Genomic DNA, 18,100 nt, shown 5'->3' on the forward strand with positions numbered 1-18,100 from the left:
CGATCGCCGGCGCCGATGGGAGGATCGGGTGTGAACGAATCGTTGCGGTTGCCGGAGGACCCGGACGAGGCGGTGAGGGCGCTTCGTGAGGCGAGCCGGGAAGCCCCCGTGCTTCTTTTAAAGAAGAGCCCGGTCTGTCCGGTGAGCCGGACCGCCGAAACGGAGCTGCGTCATTGGCTCGAGAAGAGGGAGGGGGGGGCAACGATCCGCGTGGCGCGCTTGGATGTGGTCGCGGAGAGGGCCCTCGCCCGGGGGATTACGGATCGTCTCGGTATCGCTCACGCCTCGCCCCAGATGGTGATCTTCAAGAAGGGGACGGTGTGCTGGCACGGCTCCCACTACGATCTATCCGAGGACATATTGAATGAGTATCTGTAAGAGAATCCGCGCGGCGACCGGACGGGGCGCCCTGCTTTCGCTCGCGTCTCTTCTCTTCCTCTCCTGCGGCGGGGGAGGGGGGCAAGGGACGCGGACCGAAATCATCGTTTTCACCGCCGGCTCCCTCACCGAGGCGTTCCGCGAAATCGCTTCCGCCTTCGAGACGGTTCATCCGGGCGCGCGGGTGACCCTCAATCTCGCCGGTTCCCACACACTGGCGACACAGATCGTGGAGGGAGCGCCGGCGGACCTGTTCGCTTCGGCGAACCGCGCTCAGATGGACCGCGTGATCGACGCGGGGCGGATCGGGGAGCCGGTCTCCTTCGCGACGAACCGGCTGATCGTCCTCGTCCCCGCCGGCAATCCCGGCGCCGTCGAAACGGCGGCCGACCTCGCCCGGCCGGGGCTCCGCCTGGTCGTCGGCGTTCCCGGCGTACCGGCCGGCGCCTACGCGCTCGAAGCGCTCGACCGGCTCGGGATACGGGAGGAGGCGGAGAGAAACGTGGTCTCCCGCGAGGAGACGGTGAAGGCGGTGGCGGCGAAGGTGTTCCTCGGCGAGGCGGAGGCGGGGATCGTCTTCGCGACCGACGCGAATGTGGAGACGGCTTCCCGGACCGAGGTGATCGAGATCCCGGAGGGGGCGAACGTTCGCGCCCGCTACTGGGCGGGCGCTCTCACGGACACGCCGCGTCCGGAGGAGGCGCGCGCTTTCCTCGACTTTCTTTTGTCGCCGGAGGGGCAAGCCCTTCTCGAGGCGCACGGGTTCGGTACGCCGTGAGCGGCGGCGCGCGGGACGACGGCGCCTCCGGGGCGGTCCTCGGCCTTCTGGCGATGTTGATGCTCGCCTTCTACCTTTTCCCCCTTGCGGGTCTTCTCGTCCGGGCGCCTGGCGCACTCGACATCGGCCGGCTCGGCGGCGAAAGGGTCCTCGCCGCCCTCCGTCTCTCCTTTATCGTCTCCTTCTTGGCGACGGCGTTCTCCCTCCTCTTCGGTTTCCCCCTCGCCTGGGTTCTCGCCCGCCGCCCTTTCCCGGGGAAAAACCTGGTTCGCGCCCTCGTGATGCTCCCCATGGTTTTGCCGCCGGTGGTGGGAGGCGTGGCGCTTCTCACCGCCTTCGGCCGCCGGGGCCTCCTGGGGGGCGTCCTCGAGCGGTTCGGCGTCGGTCTCCCCTTCTCCCTCGCCGGCGCGGTGACGGCGGCCGCCTTCGTCGCCTCTCCCTTCCTGGTGCTCACGCTGGAGGCGGGGATCCGCTCCACCGACCGGCGCCTGGAGGAAGCGGCGGCGTCCCTCGGCGCCTCGCGTTGGACCGTGCTTCGCGCCGTCATCCTGCCGGCGATCCGCCCTTCCCTCTTCGCCGGCGCGGCGCTCGCCTGGGCGCGAGCCGTGGGGGAATTCGGGGCGACCATCACCTTCGCGGGAAACCTGCCGGGCCGCACCCAAACCCTCCCCCTCGCCGTTTACGAAACGCTGCAGACCGACCACGAAGGTGCGATCCTCCTCAGCCTGCTTCTTCTCGCCGTTTCCCTGGTGGTGCTCGCCCTCATGCGGGGAAAGGGGGCTTTCCGATGAGCCTCGTCGCGGACGTGACCGTCCGGTGCGGCGAATTTCATTTATCCGTGAACATACGCGCCGCCGCCGGAAGACCGATGGCGCTTCTGGGGCCGAACGGCTCCGGCAAAAGCACGCTGGTCCGCGCGCTGGCCGGGCTGATCCGGATCGACGCCGGCGAAGTGCTGTTGGGCGACCGGATCCTGGACCGGCCCACGGAGGGGATTCGCGTTCCGCCCCGCCGGCGCGGCGTGGGCGTGCTCTTCCAAGACCGTCTCCTTTTCCCTGCCCTCACCGCCCGGGAGAACGTCGCGTTCGGACTCCGCGCCCGCGGCGTTTCTCGTGAGGAGTCGCGGCGAGAGGCGGGGGAGTGGCTCGGCCGTTTCGGGATCCGTGGCCTCGCGGACCGGAAGCCGGCGGGGCTCTCCGGCGGCGAGGCGCAACGGGTCGCCCTGGCGCGCGCCCTCGCCGTCCGTCCGGAGCTGCTCCTCCTCGACGAGCCGCTCGCCGCCCTCGACGTGGAGAGCCGGCAGGGCGCGATGCGCCTGCTGAAGCGCGTGCTCGACGAGTTCCCCGGCGTGTCGATTCGGATCACCCACGACCCGATCGAGGCGCTCACTTCGGCGGAGAGAGTGCTGATCATCGAAGAGGGGCGTCTCACCCAGGACGGCTCCCCGGACGAAATCCGCCGCCGGCCCCGGTCCCGTTGGACCGCGTCGCTCGTCGGTCTCAATCTGTTCGAAGGGACTCTGGTCCGCGAAGAGGGAAGGGTCCTGCTCCGCGCCGGCGCCGCGGAGATCCAGATCGCCCCGTGCGGTCTGCCGGACCGATCCGCGGCGGTCGCCGCCGTGCACCCGCACTCGGTGACCCTCTCCACGGAGCGGCCGCTCACGTCGGCGCGAAACGTCTTCTGCGGGGAGATCCGATCCATCGACGCGGAGGAGGGGACGGCGCGGATCGAGATCGCCTCGGATCCGCCGCTCATCGGCGAGATCACTTCCCAAGCGCTCCGTGATCTCGGTCTTTCCGAGGGGGGGCGCGCCTGGGCGTCCTTCAAGGCGGCGGAGGTGGAGGTCTATCCCCGCTGAGCGCGTCCGGCGCCGAAGGGGCCGAAGAAGGCGGCGCCGTTCACCGTGGCGTGGGCGAGGACGCAGGCCCAGACCGATCCGGTGATCATCCACGCCCCGCCGAGGATGAGGCCGTAGGCGAACACGGCGACCTTTCCGTGTATCCCCTTCCCGAGATGCGTGAGGGTGAAGAGGAGAGCGCTCGCCGCGAGCCCCGTCGCCGCTCCGAACCGGACGGCGACGAGGGGGAAGAACCAGCCGCGAAAGATCACTTCCTCCGTGAAGGACGTGGAGAGGAGAAGATAAGCCGCCGCCGCTTTTCCCGCGCCGCCGCCGATCCGCACCTCCCCCCGGCCGTGATCCCCCCGCCGGACGAGCAGGGATTGATAGAGCACGTTCCAGCCGATCATCAGCGCCCCCGCCGCGAGGCCGATCGCGAGATCCGCCGCGCCCGGCGCGCCGAGTCCCGCGAGGAGCCTCGCCGTCGCCTCCCGAAGCGTCGGGGATCTTTGCAGAACGGCGCGGGCGGCGTCGGAGGGGAGGAAAAGGAAGAGGAGGGCGAGAACCGCCGCGAGGGCGATGGTCTGGTTCAGGAGGACCACGGCGAGGGAGGGGGCGGTCCGCCCTCCCCCGGCGTGGGGCGCCGCCTCTTCGCGCGCCGTCCCGTGGGTTTCATCGATCAACGGTTCATCCCTCGATTTTCGGCGGGTTCATCCAGTCGACCGGCCCGTGGTCGAAACGGTAACGGAGCCAGGGGAGCACCCCCTTCAACCAGGCCCGCTCGAAGTAGGCGTAGGCCTTGTCCCAATCCTCCCCTTCGCCCCAGCCGTCGTGGATCAACACGACCCGCGTGCGCTTCTCGTCCAAGGGGTGGAAACGGAGGGTCACGTGCGTCCTCTGCTCCCGCACCGACGGGATCGAGGGGGGCGCGTTCCATGTGAAGGAGAGCATCCGCGGCGGCTCGAAGGCGAGAATCCTGTTCCCCTCGCCTCCGCGCGAGCCGGGCTCCGCGTCGGGGAGGAAGTACATCTCGAAGGGACCGCCCACCTTCAGCTCCACCCGGCAGTCGGGGGCGAAGAAGCTCCGGATCCCCTCTTCCGTGGTCCAGGCGGCCCACACATCCTCGATCGTTCCGTTCACCGTCGTCTCGCCGCGGATGACCCTTTCCGGGTCGGCGCCGGCGGCGCGCATCGCCGCGGCGAGAAGCACCAGGGAGAGGACAAGCAGTTTCATCGTCATCGACCTCCGGGATCGTCGTTCCCCCTCCGGACCCGCCGGCGGGACGTCGATCGTCGATCATTGTACCCTCCTTCGCGCCCGCGCGAAAAGGAGCGCGCGCCCTTCCACGGAGAGAAGGATCTGTTATGATGGCGCGGGAGGAAAGAGCGTGACGGGCGCGACGGACATCCACGTGCACGTGCAGAAGTGGGAGGAGATGCGGCCCGCCGTCCGCGATTTCCTCCGCGGCGCCGGAGAGGGCGCGTTGGAGAGGGCGATCGCCTTCGCCGGCGACCCCGGCCTTCTCCTCGCCGAGATGGACCGTTGCGGGATCCGCAGGGTGGGGTTGGTGAACGACGTCAGCCCGGAGGTGACCGGCTTCACCGAGGCGACCAACCGTTTCGCCGCCGACTACGCCGCCCGCGATTCTTCCCGGCTCCTCCCGATCGGCGGCGTGCACGCCCGGCGGCTGCGTGATCCGGCCGGAGCGGTGCGGGATCTGGCGGCGATGGGGATGGTCGCGATCAAGATTCACCCGCCGCACCACGGCTATCCGGCCAACGCCTACACCGAGGGATTGGACGCCCTCGCCGCGGTCTATCGGACCGCCGAGGATCTCGGCCTACCCGTGATGATCCACACCGGAACGAGCGTGATTCCGGGGGCGCGGTGCAAATACGGCCGTCCGATGGAGCTGGACGACGTGGCGGTCGACTTCCCGGACCTTCCGATCCTCATGGCGCACGGCGGGCGTCCCCTCTGGACCGAGGAAGCGTTCTTCGTGCTCCGCCGGCACCGGAACGTCCGCCTCGACCTTTCCGGAATCCCGCCGCGGCGGATTCCGGAGTGGTTCCCCCGCCTCCCCGAACTGGGCGAGCGCGTGCTCTGGGGATCGGACTGGCCCGGTCCCGGCGCGACCGATCTGGGCGCCGCACTGGACGCTTTCCGAGGGCTCCCTTTCCCGGAGGAGTGGAAGAGGGGCGTGACGGACACGCACTCCTCGGCGCTTTTCCCGGAGAGGGAGGGTGGGGAGTAGGGGGAACAACAACGGCTCGAACGCCGTAGGTGAGAGAGAACGGGGCGCGACACCGCCCACCCGCCCCCGCGGGAGACGTTCTCCGGACCGATCGGCCCGGAGGGAAAAAGCGAAACCCGCCGGCGCGAGTGGAAAGGGGAAGCGCCCCTTTTGCGCGCCCGCGCGGAGGAGTGAGAAAACCAGGAGGTAGAGAGAACCATGAGGAAAGGGTTCGGTATCGCGACCGTCCTTCTGCTCGCGGCGGCGCAGGCCGGGGCGGGGACCACATTCCCCTATCTGGACTACCATACCGGGAGCGGCCAGTTACCCCAGTCGCCTTCTGTGACCGGCGGGCCCGTCGCCGCCTTCGCCAACCCGGCGGCGTGGGCCGTCTCCGGCGCCTCGGGATTCGATCTCTGGTGGAACGACAGGAGCGTCCTCGAGGGGAACCTGGACAATTGGGGGATCGCGACCGGCAAGAACCTCGGATTCGCCATGCAGCGCTCCGCCTTTCTCGATCCGAACGGCGACCGCTTCGCCGTGTACGATTACCAGGCCGGCTTCGCCTGGGGGGATCGGAGGAGCCACGGCGGTATCGCCTGGCGTTGGGCGGGGGGAGAGTCGGGTCGGCTCGGCCGCGAGAACGGCCTCATCGCGGGCCTCATCCACAGGCCGTGCGCGCACGCCTCGCTCGGTTACTCCACACTCTGGAATCCCTCGTCGAACGGCACGCTTCAGATCGCGGACCTGGGGATCCGTCCCTTCCGCAAGCCATGGGTCACTCTCTTCGGCGAATTCTCCATGCGGGATTCGGACAATCTGGACAACGGGCGCTGGGGCGCCGGTTTCGAGGTTCGGCCCTGGCGGGGAATCCATTTGGGGATGAAGCTCCGCGAGGACGAGGGGGACGGGGATTACACCTATAGCCTCAACATGGGTCTCACCTTCGACGGGACGGGCATCCACGTTCTCCCCGGATACGACGAGGACGGCGACCGGGGGGCGACCCATTACCTCGCGCGCTTCGAGCCTCCTTACAGCGGCCTGCCGGTGTCGAAATTCTTCCGCGGGCATTTCGGCCCCCGTCTTTACGTTCCGGTCGACCTGGAGAACAAGACGCTCACCTATCGGAAGGCGCGCTGGTTCGACGACGATCGGATCGCCTGGATCGATCTGGCCCGCTATCTGGACCGGATCGCCGAAGAACCGAGCGTGCGGGGCGTGGCGGTGAACATGGCCGGTCTCCGCGTCAACCCGTCCATCGGCTGGGAGCTTCGGGAGAAACTGGAGGAGCTGAAAAAAACGGGCAAGGAGGTCCTCGTCCACGTCGACGAGACGGGGAATTTCGCCTACTACATCGCGTCCGCGGCGGACCGGATCAGCCTCGATCCGGACGGCGGGTTGATGCTGACCGGACTCGCCGTCTACAGGACGTACATGCGAGGCTTCTTCGACAAGGTGGGCGTGGGCGTGGAGGAGTGGCGCTACTTCACGCACAAGAGCGCGTTCGAGGGCTTCACCCGTAAAGAGATGTCCGGCGCGGACAGGGAGCAGATCGGCCGCCTGGCGGACGTGATCTACGAGGAGATGCGCCGCGGCGTCTGCGAGGCGCGCGAGATCACCGCCGGCCGTTTCGACGAGTTGGTCGACGATTACGCCCTCTTCACCGCCGACGAGGCGCTCGAAGCGGGGTTGGTGGACACTCTCGCCCGCTGGCACGATCTGGGCGAATGGATTTCCGAAAACCGGGACGGCGCGCGCCTCGCCGGGCTGCCGAAGGACCGGGAGGACGGGCCTCACCCGGACGACGTCTGGGGGCGTCCGAAGGAAATCGCCGTGGTCTACGCCCTCGGCGAGTGCGCCATGGACACGGGGATCCGCGGGCGCGCCACCTCCAAACACATGCGGGGGCTCGCCGACGATCCGGACGTGGCGGCGGTCGTTCTCCGCGCCGATTCCCCCGGCGGGTCCGCACTCGCCAGCGAGTTGGTCGCCGAGGCGACCCGCAAGCTGAAGGAAAACGAGAAGCCGGTGGTGGTCACCCAGGGGGCGGTGGCCGGCTCGGGCGGGTATTGGATCAGCATGGACGGAAGCCGGATCCTCACCACACCGGTCACCATCACCGGTTCCATCGGCGTGATCGGCGGCTGGTTCTGGGACGACGGGATCGGCGGCAAAACCGGTTTCGACGCGGACGGCGTGCAGCGCGGCGCCCATTCCGATCTCTTCACCGGCATCCGCTTCCCCTTGCTCGGCATGCTTCCCAAGCGGAACATGACGCCCGATGAAAAGGATAGGATTCACGTTCTCTTCGAGGACCTCTACGGCGGTTTCGTGAAGAAGGTCGCCGCCGGCCGCGGTCTCACCGAGGAACGTGTCCGCGAACTGGGCGAGGGCCGGATCTGGATGGGGGGCGACGCGATCGAAAATAAACTGGTCGACCGCTTCGGCACGCTGACCGACGCGGTGGACGAGGCGCGCGAGCTCGCCGGTCTCCGGCCGGACGAAGAGGTGATCCTCACCGAATACCCGAAGAGGAAACTGTTCGAGCTGCCCCGTTTCGGAGGAGGTTTTCCCGGGCTGCGGCTTTTCGCCGCTCCCCTCGCCCGTTGGCTCGCCCCGGACGCTTCCGCGCCGGAGATCCTTCCCGAGGACTATGAATCGGCCTATTTCCGGATTCTCGCCGATTCCCCCGGCCGCCCGGCGCTCCTGACGCCGCCCGAGGCGCTGCCGCCGGAGTGGGCGGTCATGGAATAGCCTCCGCCCCTCGAGTTCGCAAACCGAGTCGCCGCCCCTCCGCACGGGGGGCGGCGATCTCTTTCATGGCTCATCTTGTCTTGTGTGACCCAATGGATTCATGTTAGTATGAAAATCTCACTCGTGCGGAGATTCGGCAACCGGCGCGGACGGAGAAGCAGCGTGCGATCGTCACCCTCTCCACTTACCCCTCCCGCATGATCCGTCTCCCCCCGTCCTTGCGCGGCTTTCATCGATTTCGTATCCTTCTTTTTTGCGCGCGCCGCTTCGGCGGCGCGCCCGGGAGGGACCGATGCAGGGCGGATCGAAGGGCGCCGGAGGGAAACGGTTCTGGGTGAACGGACGTTTCGTTTCGGAATCGCGGGCGACCCTCCCGGTGCTGGACAGGGGGCTCCTCTTCGGCGACGCGCTCTACGAGGTGGTCCGTTTCTATCGGAAGCGGGTCTTCCTCCTGGATCGTCACATGGACCGTCTCTTCCGGGAGGCGGAGATCATCGGCCTTCCGGTGCGCTTCACCGCCGCGGAAGTCGCCCGCGCCGTCGAGGGGCTCGCGGCGCGGAGCGCCGAGCCCGGTGGGCTGGTGCTGGTCGAGTGGACCCGCGGCGACGGCGAGAGGCGGCTCGCGCCTTCCCCCGGCTTTCGAGGAAATCTATTCGCGGTCCGGCTCCCCCTGCCTCGATTGCCCCGACGTTATCGTAACGAGGGGGCGCCGGTCCTCACCCTGCCGGACGAGCGTTGGCAAGGCACCGACCTGAAGAGCACCAACCTCCTCGCCGCCGTCCTCGCCCGCTCCCGGGCGGAGCGGGAGGGCTGCCACGAAGCGATCCTCCACCGGGGGAGGGGACCGGGGGCGCGCATCACCGAAGGGACCTCCTCCACGGTCTTTCTCGTCCGGAAGGGGGTCGTGATCACCCCCGCCGTGCGGGGGCTTCTCCCCGGGATCACCCGCGAGGTGGTGGTCGGCGTGGTCCGCGAGGAGGGGCTTCCCCTCGAGGAGAGGACGGTCCGTCTCGCCGAGCTGTTCGAGGCGGACGAGGCGTTTCTCACCGCGACCTCCGCGGAGATCCTCCCGATCGGCGCGGTGAATGGACGCCCCCCGGCGCGCTCCGCCCCCGGCCCGGTCACCCGCCTCCTGATTCCGGCGTTTCGGCGCGTCCGGGACCGGATTCTCCGGAAAACGCCCCCGGCCCGGAAGTAACCGCGAGAAACTCGATCGCCGCGATTCGGGCCGGCGGGACCGTTTGAGCCGTTCCCGCGGGCTCCGACCCTCCTTTCGCCGATGGCGCCCGCGGGAAAGAACCTGGACAGGTGGGGGGAGCCTTCGGCATACTTTCGAAACGCGGTCCGGTCTCCGGACCGCGCGGCTGCACGGGCCCGGCTCATCTGCGGGAGGACGGGCGGGAAAGGACGGAGCGATCGCGATGCATATCGTCTATGTCTCATCGGAGGTGGTCCCCTTCGCCAAGACCGGCGGTTTGGCGGACGTGGCGGGCGCGCTTCCGCGGGCGCTCGCCCGGCGAGGGCACTCGGTCTCGGTGATTCTTCCCTATTACAAGATCGCCGCGGAGGGCGGATATCCGATCGAGCGGACGGAGATTACGGTAACGGTGCCGATGGAGGGGCGCGAGGAGACGGCGCGGCTCCACCGGATGCCGATGAAGGAGAAACGGGGAACCTTCTGGTTCGTGGACCACCCCGGATTTTTCGGAGAGCGGAAGGAACTCTACGGCACACCCGAGGGGGACTATCCCGACAACGGCGAACGGTTCGCCTTCTTCTGCAAGGTGGTCTCCGAGTTTCTCCACCGAATGGGCGAGCCGGTGGACGTCGTTCACTGCAATGACTGGCAGTCGGCGCTCCTCCCGATCTACCTGAAACTGTGGTACCGGGAGAGCGGCGTTCTCGGAGGGGCGGCGTCCGTGCTGACGATCCACAATCTCGCCTATCAGGGATCTTTCCCGGCGTCGGATCTGCGGCTGACCGGCCTCCCGGAGTCGCTCTACACGCCCCACGGCGGTTTGGAGTTCTTCGGCCGCGTGAACTTCCTGAAGGGAGGGCTCCTCTTCGCCGACGCGCTCACCACGGTGAGCCGGCGCTACGCCGAGGAGATCCGGACCGAGGAGTTCGGCGCCGGGCTGGACGGCGTGCTCCGTCTGCGGGCGGATCGCCTCCACGGAATACCGAACGGAATCGACGCGTCGGTATGGAACCCGGAGAAGGATCCGCACATCCCCTCCCGCTACTCCGCCGCCAAGATGGACGGCAAGCGGTGCTGCAAGAAGGCGCTGCAGAAGGAGTGCGGGTTCGAGGAGGACCCGTCGATCCCGCTCGTGGGGATGATCACCCGGCTGGCGGACCAGAAGGGGTTGGACATCACCGTCGAGGCGCTCAGGAAGCTCGCGCGCGCGCGCTTCCAGTTTGTCCTCCTCGGCACGGGGGACGAGAAGTACCATCGGATCTTCGAGCGTCTCGGCAAGCGGAACCCGTCGCGCTACGGCGTGTTTCTCCGCTTCGACAACCCGCTCGCCCACAGGATCGAGGCGGGATCGGACATCTTCCTGATGCCCTCCCGTTACGAGCCCTGCGGCCTCAACCAGCTCTACAGCCTGCGCTACGGCACCGTGCCGGTGGTGCGGGCGACGGGCGGGCTGGCGGACACGGTGACGGACGCGGGCGAAGAGTCCCTCGCCGACGGGACCGCCACGGGCTTCCGTTTCGACGAGTACGACGCCGGGGCGCTCGCCGGCGCCCTGAAGCGCGCCTTCGCGCTCTTCGCGGACCGGCGGGCTTGGCTGAGACTGGCGCGGACCGGCATGGCCCAGGATTGGTCCTGGGACCGGAGCGCTTCCGCGTACCAAAATCTTTATCAAGAAATCGTTCAGACGCGACGCGACGGCGCGGGCGCCTGATCGCCGGAAGAGAGGGAGACCGGGCCGCCATGGCCGACAAGACGATCCGTTTCGCGATGGCGCTTCACGCGCACCAGCCGACCGGCAACTTCGACCACGTGTTCCGGTGGGTGTTCGATCATTGCTACGGGCCGCTGCTGGAGGAGCTGGACCGCCACCCCTCCATCCCCTTTACGCTCCACTACAGCGGCATCCTCTTCGAGTGGATCGAGGCGAACGAGCCGGCCTATCTGGAGCGGCTCCGGGCGATGGTGGAGCGAGACCAGGTGGAGGTCCTCGGCGGCGGTTTCGGCGAGCCGATCCTGGTGATGCTGGACGATGAGGACAGGCGCGCGCAGCTGGACGCGATGAGCGATTATCTGCGGGAGAAAACCGGCTCGACGCCTCGGGGCGCCTGGCTGACCGAGCGGGTTTGGGAGCAGTCGCTGGTCCGCGACCTGGCGGGAGCGGGGCTGGAGTACACGTTGATCGACGACAGCATCTTCCGGCTCTCCGGCCTTCGGGACCATCAGCTCCTCGGTTCCTACATGACCGAGGATCGGGGCCGGATGATCCGCGTTTTCCCGATCAGCGAGCGGCTCCGTTATCTGATCCCCTTCGGCACGGTGGAGGAAACGATCGGCTACCTGACCGAGAGCGCCGATGAAGGCGGCCGGCGCCTCCTCGTGTACGGCGACGACACGGAGAAATTCGGCAGTTGGCCGGGGACCTACAAGCACGTCTACGAGGACGGGTGGCTCGCCCGCTTCTTCGACGCTCTCGAGGAGAACCGGGAGGTGATCCGCCCGATCCGCCTGAGCGAGGCTCTGGAGCTTCCCGCCGAGGGGCGCGTGTACATGCCCGACGCGAGTTATCGGGAGATGACCGAGTGGGCTCTTCCCACGCCGGCGCGGCTCGAATTCGAAGCGCTCCGCCGCGACCTGGGGGAGGATATGGTCCGCCGCGCCGCCCCCTTCTTCCGCGGAGCGAGCTGGCGCACCTTTCTCTCCAAGTACCCCGAGTCGGGCGAGATGTACGGCCGCATGATGGAGGCGAGCCGGCGGGTTCGCGCGATGCCGGAGGGGGTCGACGCCCGCGCCGAGGCGGAGAGGGAGCTGCGTCGGGCCCAGTGCAACTGCGCCTACTGGCACGGCGTCTTCGGCGGGCTCTACCTCCCGCATCTCCGCTCGGCGATCCACTCCAAGCTGATCCGCGCGGAGCGTCTCGCCGACGCCGCCGCGCGCGGCGGGAAGAAGAGCTGGATCGAGGCGGAGGAGAGGGACATCGACTTCGACGGCGCCGCCGAGATCCGACTCGCAAACGAAAAGATCGCCCTGGCGCTTCATCCGCGCCGCGGCGGGCACGCCTTCGCCGTCGACGACCGGATCCGGGAGATCAACCTCTCCGCCACCATGACCAGGAGACCGGAGCCCTACCATGAGGAGGTGCGGCACGTCTCCACCGGCGACGACAACGGCGTGGTCAGCATCCACGAGAACTCCATCGCCAAGGAGGAGGGGCTCGACCGCCATCTCTTCTACGACACGCACCGCCGGGAGAGCCTGGTGGAACACTTCTTCGACCCGGGCGCCGACCTGGACCGCGTCTCCGGCGGGGAGCCTCCCGAGATCGGCGATTTCGTCGAGGCGCCCTGCGAGGCGCGGATCGAGCGGGAGAAGAATCGGGCGCGGGCGGTCTTCGAGCGCGTCGGCGCCGTGGGGGGCGTCCCCCTGCGAATGGTGAAGACGGTCGAGCTGGAGGCGGGCAAGACGGAGTTCGCCGTCCGATACGTCCTGAAGAACGTGGGGGACGATCCGATCGAGGCGCTTTTCGCCGTGGAGTCCGCCTACGCGCTTCTCGCGGGAAACGCGCCGGACAGGAACGTAACCCGCGAGGGGGAGCCCGTGGGTCCCCTCGCCGGCCGCTATGACCTGGAACCTTGCCGCGAGGCGGGCGCCCGGGACGAGTGGCTCGATCTCCACGCCGGGTATATCTTGGAGAAGGAGACGCCCGCCTGGGCGTTTCCGGTGGAAACGGTCTCCCTCTCCGAGGGGGGCTTCGAAAAGGTCTTTCAATGCACCCTGCTCCTGCCGCGCTGGGCGGTCGCCCTCCCGCCGGGCGGCGAGTGGGGAATTTCGATTCGATATTTCTTCCTGCCCGCGCGGTAGGAAAGGAGGGGGCCATGAGCGAAAGGGATAAGAAAGGCCGGAAGAAGGTCCGGGTGGACGCCGGGCCGGCGGCGACCTCCGGCGATTCGAGCCACGTTCCGGCGCGTGAGGCGGCCCCCGCGGAGCCGCCGTCGGGAGAGATCTACCTCGACCGCGGTCCGGATCTTCCCAAGAGCTATCAAGAGGACCGAATCACCGCGCTGGTGCGTGACCCGTCGCATCTCTTCTTCTTTTGGGAGCTGGACGGGGAGAGGAGCCGCGCCGAACGGGAGGCGATGGGGGACCGGGCCTTCTTCGAGAGGAGCTGGATCCTTCGCCTGCACAACAGGAGCCACGGACGGAGCGAGGACGTGGCGATCCATCCGGCGTCGGGGAACTGGTACCTGAGCGTGGAGTCGGAGAGCGAGTACGAGGTCGAGATCGGCGTGATCCTGCCGGACGGCACCTTCATCTCCTACGCGCGCTCCAACGGCGTGCGCACCCCGCGGCGCGGTCTCTCGCCCGATCTGGGGGGAGGCATGATCCTGCGCGGCGCCGCCGCCGGCGGGCAGGGCGAATCGCTCACCGTGGAGAGTCACTCTTCCTGGGAATTGCGGATTCCGGGGTCCTGGGCGTGGAGCGGCGTCACCAGCAGCGGCTGGAGCGCCTCCGCCGACCCGCGGGTGAAGCGCGGAGAGAATGAATGAGGCGGACCGGCGAGCTGGCTGTGGTTCTTCACTGCCACCTCCCCTTCGTGCGGCACCCGGAGTACGCCGACTTTCTGGAGGAGGACTGGCTTTTCGAGGCGATCAGCGAGACCTACATCCCGCTTCTGGACATGACGCGACGCCTCGCCGACGACGGCGTTCCTTTTTGCATCAACATGTCCGTTACGCCGCCTCTTGCGGAGATGCTCGCCGATCCTCTCCTCCAGCAGCGCTACCGTAAAGGGCTGGAGGACCGGATCGAGCTTCTCGGTAAGGAGAAGGAGCGAATCCACGAGGACTTCCGTTCGGCGCTGGAGATGTACCACGCCCACTTCGGGCGTTGTCTGGAAGTATTCGACGGCTGCGGCGGCAGCCTGATCCGCCTCTTCCGGGAGCTGCAGGACAGGGGCGTTCTGGAGATTCTCACCTGCGGCGCCACCCACGGCTTTCTCCCGCTCATGGCGACCGACGAGGCGCGCCGCGCCCAGATCGCCGTCGGCGCGAACAACTATCGCAAGCACTTCGGCCGCGGCCCGCGGGGGATCTGGCTCCCGGAATGCGCCTACCTTCCCGGCTTCGAACGCCTTCTCGCCGGCGAGGGGATCGACTGGTTCGTCCTGGACGCCCATGGAGTCCTCTTCGGCAGGCCCCGTCCGCGCTACGCCGTTCACGCGCCGGTCCGCTGCCCGAACGGCGTCGCCGTCTTCGCGCGGGACATGGAGTCCTCGCGGCAGGTCTGGAGCCGGGACGAGGGGTATCCGGGGGATTTCCGTTATCGCGAGTTCTATCGAGACCTCGGTTACGACGGCGAGTACCACTACGTCCGCTCCTACCTGGGTGACGCGGGAATCCGAAAATATTTGGGAATTAAGTACTATCGAATCACCGGGCGGGTGGACCTTTCCGCGAAGGAGCCCTACGTGCCGGACTGGGCGCGCCAGGCGGCACGGGAGCACGCCGAGCATTTCCTCAATCGCCGCCGCGAGCAGATGCGGGGACTCACCGAGGTGCTCGGCCGACCGCCGGTGGTGGTCGCCGCCTTCGACGCGGAACTCTTCGGGCACTGGTGGTTCGAAGGGCCGCTCTTCCTGGAATCGCTGATCCGCCGCGCCAACGAGGCGGACCATTTCTCCGTCGTCGGCGTCTCGGACCATCTGGACCGTGCCGGCGAAGTGCAGACCGTGGTTCCCGAGGCGTCCAGCTGGGGGGACAAGGGTTACTTCGAGGTGTGGCTGCGCGGCGTGAACGATTGGATCTACCGCCATCTGCACCACGCCGAGCGAACCATGACGCGGCTCGCCCGCGCGCATCCGGATCCGGACGGGCTCACCCGCCGAGCGCTGAACCAGTCCGCCCGCGAGCTTCTCCTCGCCCAGTCGAGCGACTGGGCCTTCCTTCTCGCCATGGGAACCGCCTCGGTCTACGCCGAGAAGCGGACCCGGGACCACACGGCGCGCTTCCTCCGGCTCAGCGGCATGATCGACGCCGGGAGAATCGACGAGGGGGAACTGGGTGAGATGGAGAAGCGGGACAACATCTTCGCGGAAATCGATTACCGGATTTACGCCGGAGGGGCTTGATGGCGAAGCGGGACGACGCGGTCTATCTGATCATCCACGGTCATTTCTACCAGCCGCCGCGGGAGAATCCGTGGCTCCGCACCATCGACCGGCAGGAGAGCGCCGCCCCCTATCACGACTGGAACGAGCGGATCCTCGCCGAGTGCTACCGGCCGAACACCCGCTCGCGCCTCTTCGACAACGAAGGGCGGATCCGCGGTATCGCCAACAACCTGGAGAACATCTCCTTCAATTTCGGGCCTACGCTGTTCCGTTACATCGAAAGGGAAGACCCGGACACCTACCGGCGCATCCTGGAGGCGGACCGGTCGAGCGTGGAGCGGCACGGCGGCCACGGAAACGCCGTCGCCCAAGCCTACCATCACGTGATTCTTCCTCTGGCCGGGCGAGAGGACCGGCGGACGCTGGTCCGATGGGGGCTCGCCGATTTCGAGAAACGCTACGGCCGCCGCTCGGAGGGGCTCTGGCTTCCGGAGACGGCGGTGAACAACGAAACCGCCGCGGATCTCGCCCGGGAGGGGATCCGTTTTCTGCTTCTATCGCCGCATCAGGCGGAGAGGGTTCGCCCGCTCGGCGGCGCGGAGAAAGACTGGAAGGACGTCTCCAGCGGCTCCGTCGACACCCGCCGTCCCTACCGCCTCTTCCCCGACCCGAAGGAGCCGGAACTCTCCATCGACATCCTCTTCTACGACGCCGGCCTCTCGACGGGGGTCAGCTTCGAGCATTTTCTCCGGAACGCCCATTCCTTCGGCGAGAAGCTGCGCGTCGCCGCCGGTGACGGCGCCCTTTCGCCCCGTTTGATTCACGTCTCCACCGACGGGGAGGTGTACGGCCACCACGAGCCCTTTGCCGACATGTGCCTCTCCGCGCTCTTCGACGGGATCGCCGCGGAACTGGGCCTCACGGTGACCAACCCGGGCGAGTTCCTGGACCTGGTGAAACCGGCCTGGGAGGCGGAACTGAAGGGGGGGCCGAAGGGGGAGGGGACCGCGTGGAGCTGCGGCCACGGCCTCGGTCGTTGGAGCCGCGACTGCGGCTGCTCGATCTCCCACAAACCGGACTGGAACCAGAAATGGCGCACCCCTCTCCGGGAGGGGTTGAACCTTCTCCGGGAGGACCTCGGCGCGCTCTTCGACAGGGAGGCGACGGGACTCCTCCGCGATCCGGATGGAGCGGCGGAGCGTTACGTGGACGTTCTTTTCGAGGGGAACCGCGCTTCTTGGGAACGTTTCCTCGCAGCGGAGGCGTCGCGGCCCCTCTCGCCGCCGGAGGAGGAGCGCGCGTGTCGTCTGTTGGAGATGACCCACGGCGCGCTCCGCATGTTTACCAGTTGCGGCTGGTTCTTCGACGACATCGCCGGGATCGAGGCGGTGCAGAACCTCCTCTTCGCCGCCCACACCCTCGACCTGGCGCGCCTGATCGACCCGGAGGCGTCCGCCGCCGCGGAGGGGCGGTTCCTCCGCCGGCTGCGCTCGGCTCGGAGCAACGTTCCCGAGGAGGGGGACGGCCAGAGCATCTTCCGGGACCGGATCGAGAAGACGCGTTCCGGCGAGAAGGAGTGGCTCGCGGCGTGGGTGGCGGCGCGGATGTTGGGAGAGAGCCTCTCCACGTGGCTTCTCGCGGGTCGGGAGATCGACCTCAGGGAGGAGGAGGAGATCAACTCGCGGGAGTTCGACGCGCTCCTCGTGGAGGCGGTTTTCCGGGAAAACGTGGGAGGGGTCGAGGCGGCGCGTTGGCTGCTCGCCGCGCGGAACCGGGAGAATCGTTTTCTCCTCTGCGTCTCGGAGTCGCCCATGACACGGGAGATGGTGGAGGAGGCGGCGGACTTGGACGAGCTGGCGAAACGAACGGGCGGCGACATCCTTCACCTCCACGAGCTGCCGATGGAGCTGCGCCGGACGCCGGCGCGTCGCCTGATCGAGGATGGGGTGGAGGAGATTCTGGACCCGGACCGGCCTTTCTTCCAAAGGGTGCGCGTCATGCTCGATCTTCTCGACCGCACCGGCATCGACTGCCCCGCCGGTTTCCGGTCGAGCGGTACTCTTCTTCTGGAGAGGGAGTTCGACCGGGCGGTGCGCGCCTTCTTCGAGACGATCGAGAAGGAGGGGGACCCGGAACCGCACATGGCGGAGGCGCGGCGGGTGCGTTCTCTGGCGAAGCGGCGCGGACTGGACCTGGAACGCTCCGGACCGGATCATGTGCTCGGCGTGACGGCGCTCCGTTTTCTGAGGAGGCGGCGGGTCGAGGAACCGGAGACGTGGGCGGCGCGCACGGTGCGGCTCCTGGAGGAGGCGGGGAGGATCGATCTCTCGCCGCACCCCTTCGGTTTTCTTCAGGACGAAATGATCGATCAGATACGGGACGGCGTGCCGGGTGGGCCGGAGGCGATGCGTCTCGCCGAGCGTTTGGGCTTCGCGCCGGGGATCATGCGGAAGCGATAGTCGATCGCGGATTCGAGCCCCCCGCCGATTCATTCCCTACGCGTCTCCGAACTCGAAGATCGATCGGTATCGAAATCCAAATCCAAATCGAAATCGTTTTCTCCCTCTCCCGCTTGCGGGAGAGGGTTCGGGTGAGGGTGCCTTTCCTTCCACCCCCGGCTCTCCCTTCGGGGCACGGTGGGGGGAAGGAGGACGGACGGGTAATCCCTCTCGGAGTCCGGGGCGTTTGGTATCGGTGTCGGTGTCGGAATCCCTTCCACCCCCGGCTCTCCCTTCGGGGCACGGTCCGGATGCTTCCGCATCCTCCCTCTTCTCGCTCGCCGACCCACCTCCGCCCGCCCCGATAAGCTCGAC

The 18,100-nt window shown here is 67.9% G+C and carries 14 protein-coding genes; 12 read left to right on the forward strand and 2 right to left on the reverse strand.

All coding sequences use genetic code 11. From position 1 onward, the window contains the following. Window positions 1-30: 30 nt before the first annotated feature. The 4 genes from JW958_09235 to JW958_09250 are packed head-to-tail and all read left to right on the forward strand — an operon-like array spanning window position 31 to window position 3,014. Window positions 31-378, forward strand: a complete 348-nt coding sequence (locus JW958_09235) for a DUF2847 family protein (protein MBN1826438.1) — start codon at window positions 31-33, stop codon at window positions 376-378. Further along, the gene (gene modA, locus JW958_09240; GenBank protein MBN1826439.1) at window positions 365-1,156 is read left to right on the forward strand and encodes a molybdate ABC transporter substrate-binding protein; all 792 of its coding nucleotides are present in this window, start codon (window positions 365-367) and stop codon (window positions 1,154-1,156) included. The genes JW958_09235 and modA overlap by 14 nt, the downstream gene beginning before the upstream one ends. A gap of 53 nt (window positions 1,157-1,209) precedes the next feature. Beyond that, window positions 1,210-1,947, forward strand: a complete 738-nt coding sequence (gene modB / locus JW958_09245) for a molybdate ABC transporter permease subunit (GenBank protein MBN1826440.1) — start codon at window positions 1,210-1,212, stop codon at window positions 1,945-1,947. After that, window positions 1,944-3,014, forward strand: a complete 1,071-nt coding sequence (locus tag JW958_09250) for an ABC transporter ATP-binding protein (GenBank protein ID MBN1826441.1) — start codon at window positions 1,944-1,946, stop codon at window positions 3,012-3,014. Before modB ends, JW958_09250 begins: the two co-directional genes overlap by 4 nt. On the opposite strand, the gene JW958_09255 is transcribed toward JW958_09250, so the two are convergent. Then, entirely contained in the window at window positions 3,002-3,676 is a 675-nt protein-coding gene (locus JW958_09255) for a CPBP family intramembrane metalloprotease (GenBank protein ID MBN1826442.1), read from the reverse strand. The genes JW958_09250 and JW958_09255 overlap by 13 nt on opposite strands. A 4-nt stretch (window positions 3,677-3,680) precedes the next feature. Then, a complete protein-coding gene (locus tag JW958_09260; GenBank protein MBN1826443.1) occupies window positions 3,681-4,184 on the reverse strand; it encodes an SRPBCC domain-containing protein in 504 nt (167 codons plus the stop codon). A gap of 196 nt (window positions 4,185-4,380) precedes the next feature. Here JW958_09260 and JW958_09265 point away from each other — a divergent pair, with 196 nt between their 5' ends. The 8 genes from JW958_09265 to JW958_09300 all read left to right on the forward strand — a co-directional run bounded on the left by JW958_09265 (window position 4,381) and on the right by JW958_09300 (window position 17,746). Further along, on the forward strand, window positions 4,381-5,247 hold the full coding sequence (locus JW958_09265) for an amidohydrolase (protein ID MBN1826444.1): 867 nt from the start codon (window positions 4,381-4,383) through the stop codon (window positions 5,245-5,247). Window positions 5,248-5,445: 198 nt separating this feature from the next. Then, the gene (locus tag JW958_09270) at window positions 5,446-7,983 is read left to right on the forward strand and encodes a S49 family peptidase (GenBank protein ID MBN1826445.1); all 2,538 of its coding nucleotides are present in this window, start codon (window positions 5,446-5,448) and stop codon (window positions 7,981-7,983) included. Window positions 7,984-8,275: 292 nt separating this feature from the next. Beyond that, on the forward strand, window positions 8,276-9,181 hold the full coding sequence (locus JW958_09275) for an aminotransferase class IV (GenBank protein ID MBN1826446.1): 906 nt from the start codon (window positions 8,276-8,278) through the stop codon (window positions 9,179-9,181). Window positions 9,182-9,404: 223 nt separating this feature from the next. Continuing rightward, window positions 9,405-10,892 carry a glycogen synthase GlgA gene (glgA, locus tag JW958_09280; protein MBN1826447.1) on the forward strand — a complete coding sequence of 496 codons (1,488 nt, stop codon included), beginning with the start codon at window positions 9,405-9,407 and terminating at the stop codon, window positions 10,890-10,892. A gap of 29 nt (window positions 10,893-10,921) precedes the next feature. After that, window positions 10,922-13,039 carry a DUF1926 domain-containing protein gene (locus tag JW958_09285; protein MBN1826448.1) on the forward strand — a complete coding sequence of 706 codons (2,118 nt, stop codon included), beginning with the start codon at window positions 10,922-10,924 and terminating at the stop codon, window positions 13,037-13,039. Window positions 13,040-13,053: 14 nt separating this feature from the next. After that, the gene (locus JW958_09290) at window positions 13,054-13,725 is read left to right on the forward strand and encodes a DUF4912 domain-containing protein (protein ID MBN1826449.1); all 672 of its coding nucleotides are present in this window, start codon (window positions 13,054-13,056) and stop codon (window positions 13,723-13,725) included. Further along, window positions 13,722-15,305 (forward strand): DUF1957 domain-containing protein, encoded by a 1,584-nt coding sequence (locus tag JW958_09295; GenBank protein ID MBN1826450.1) that lies wholly within the window; start codon window positions 13,722-13,724, stop codon window positions 15,303-15,305. The genes JW958_09290 and JW958_09295 overlap by 4 nt, the downstream gene beginning before the upstream one ends. Continuing rightward, on the forward strand, window positions 15,305-17,746 hold the full coding sequence (locus JW958_09300) for a DUF3536 domain-containing protein (protein MBN1826451.1): 2,442 nt from the start codon (window positions 15,305-15,307) through the stop codon (window positions 17,744-17,746). The genes JW958_09295 and JW958_09300 overlap by 1 nt, the downstream gene beginning before the upstream one ends. The last annotated feature ends 354 nt before the right edge of the window (window positions 17,747-18,100 follow it).

This window comes from Candidatus Eisenbacteria bacterium, from assembly GCA_016930695.1.
Lineage (GTDB): Bacteria > Orphanbacterota > Orphanbacteria > Orphanbacterales > Orphanbacteraceae > JAFGGD01.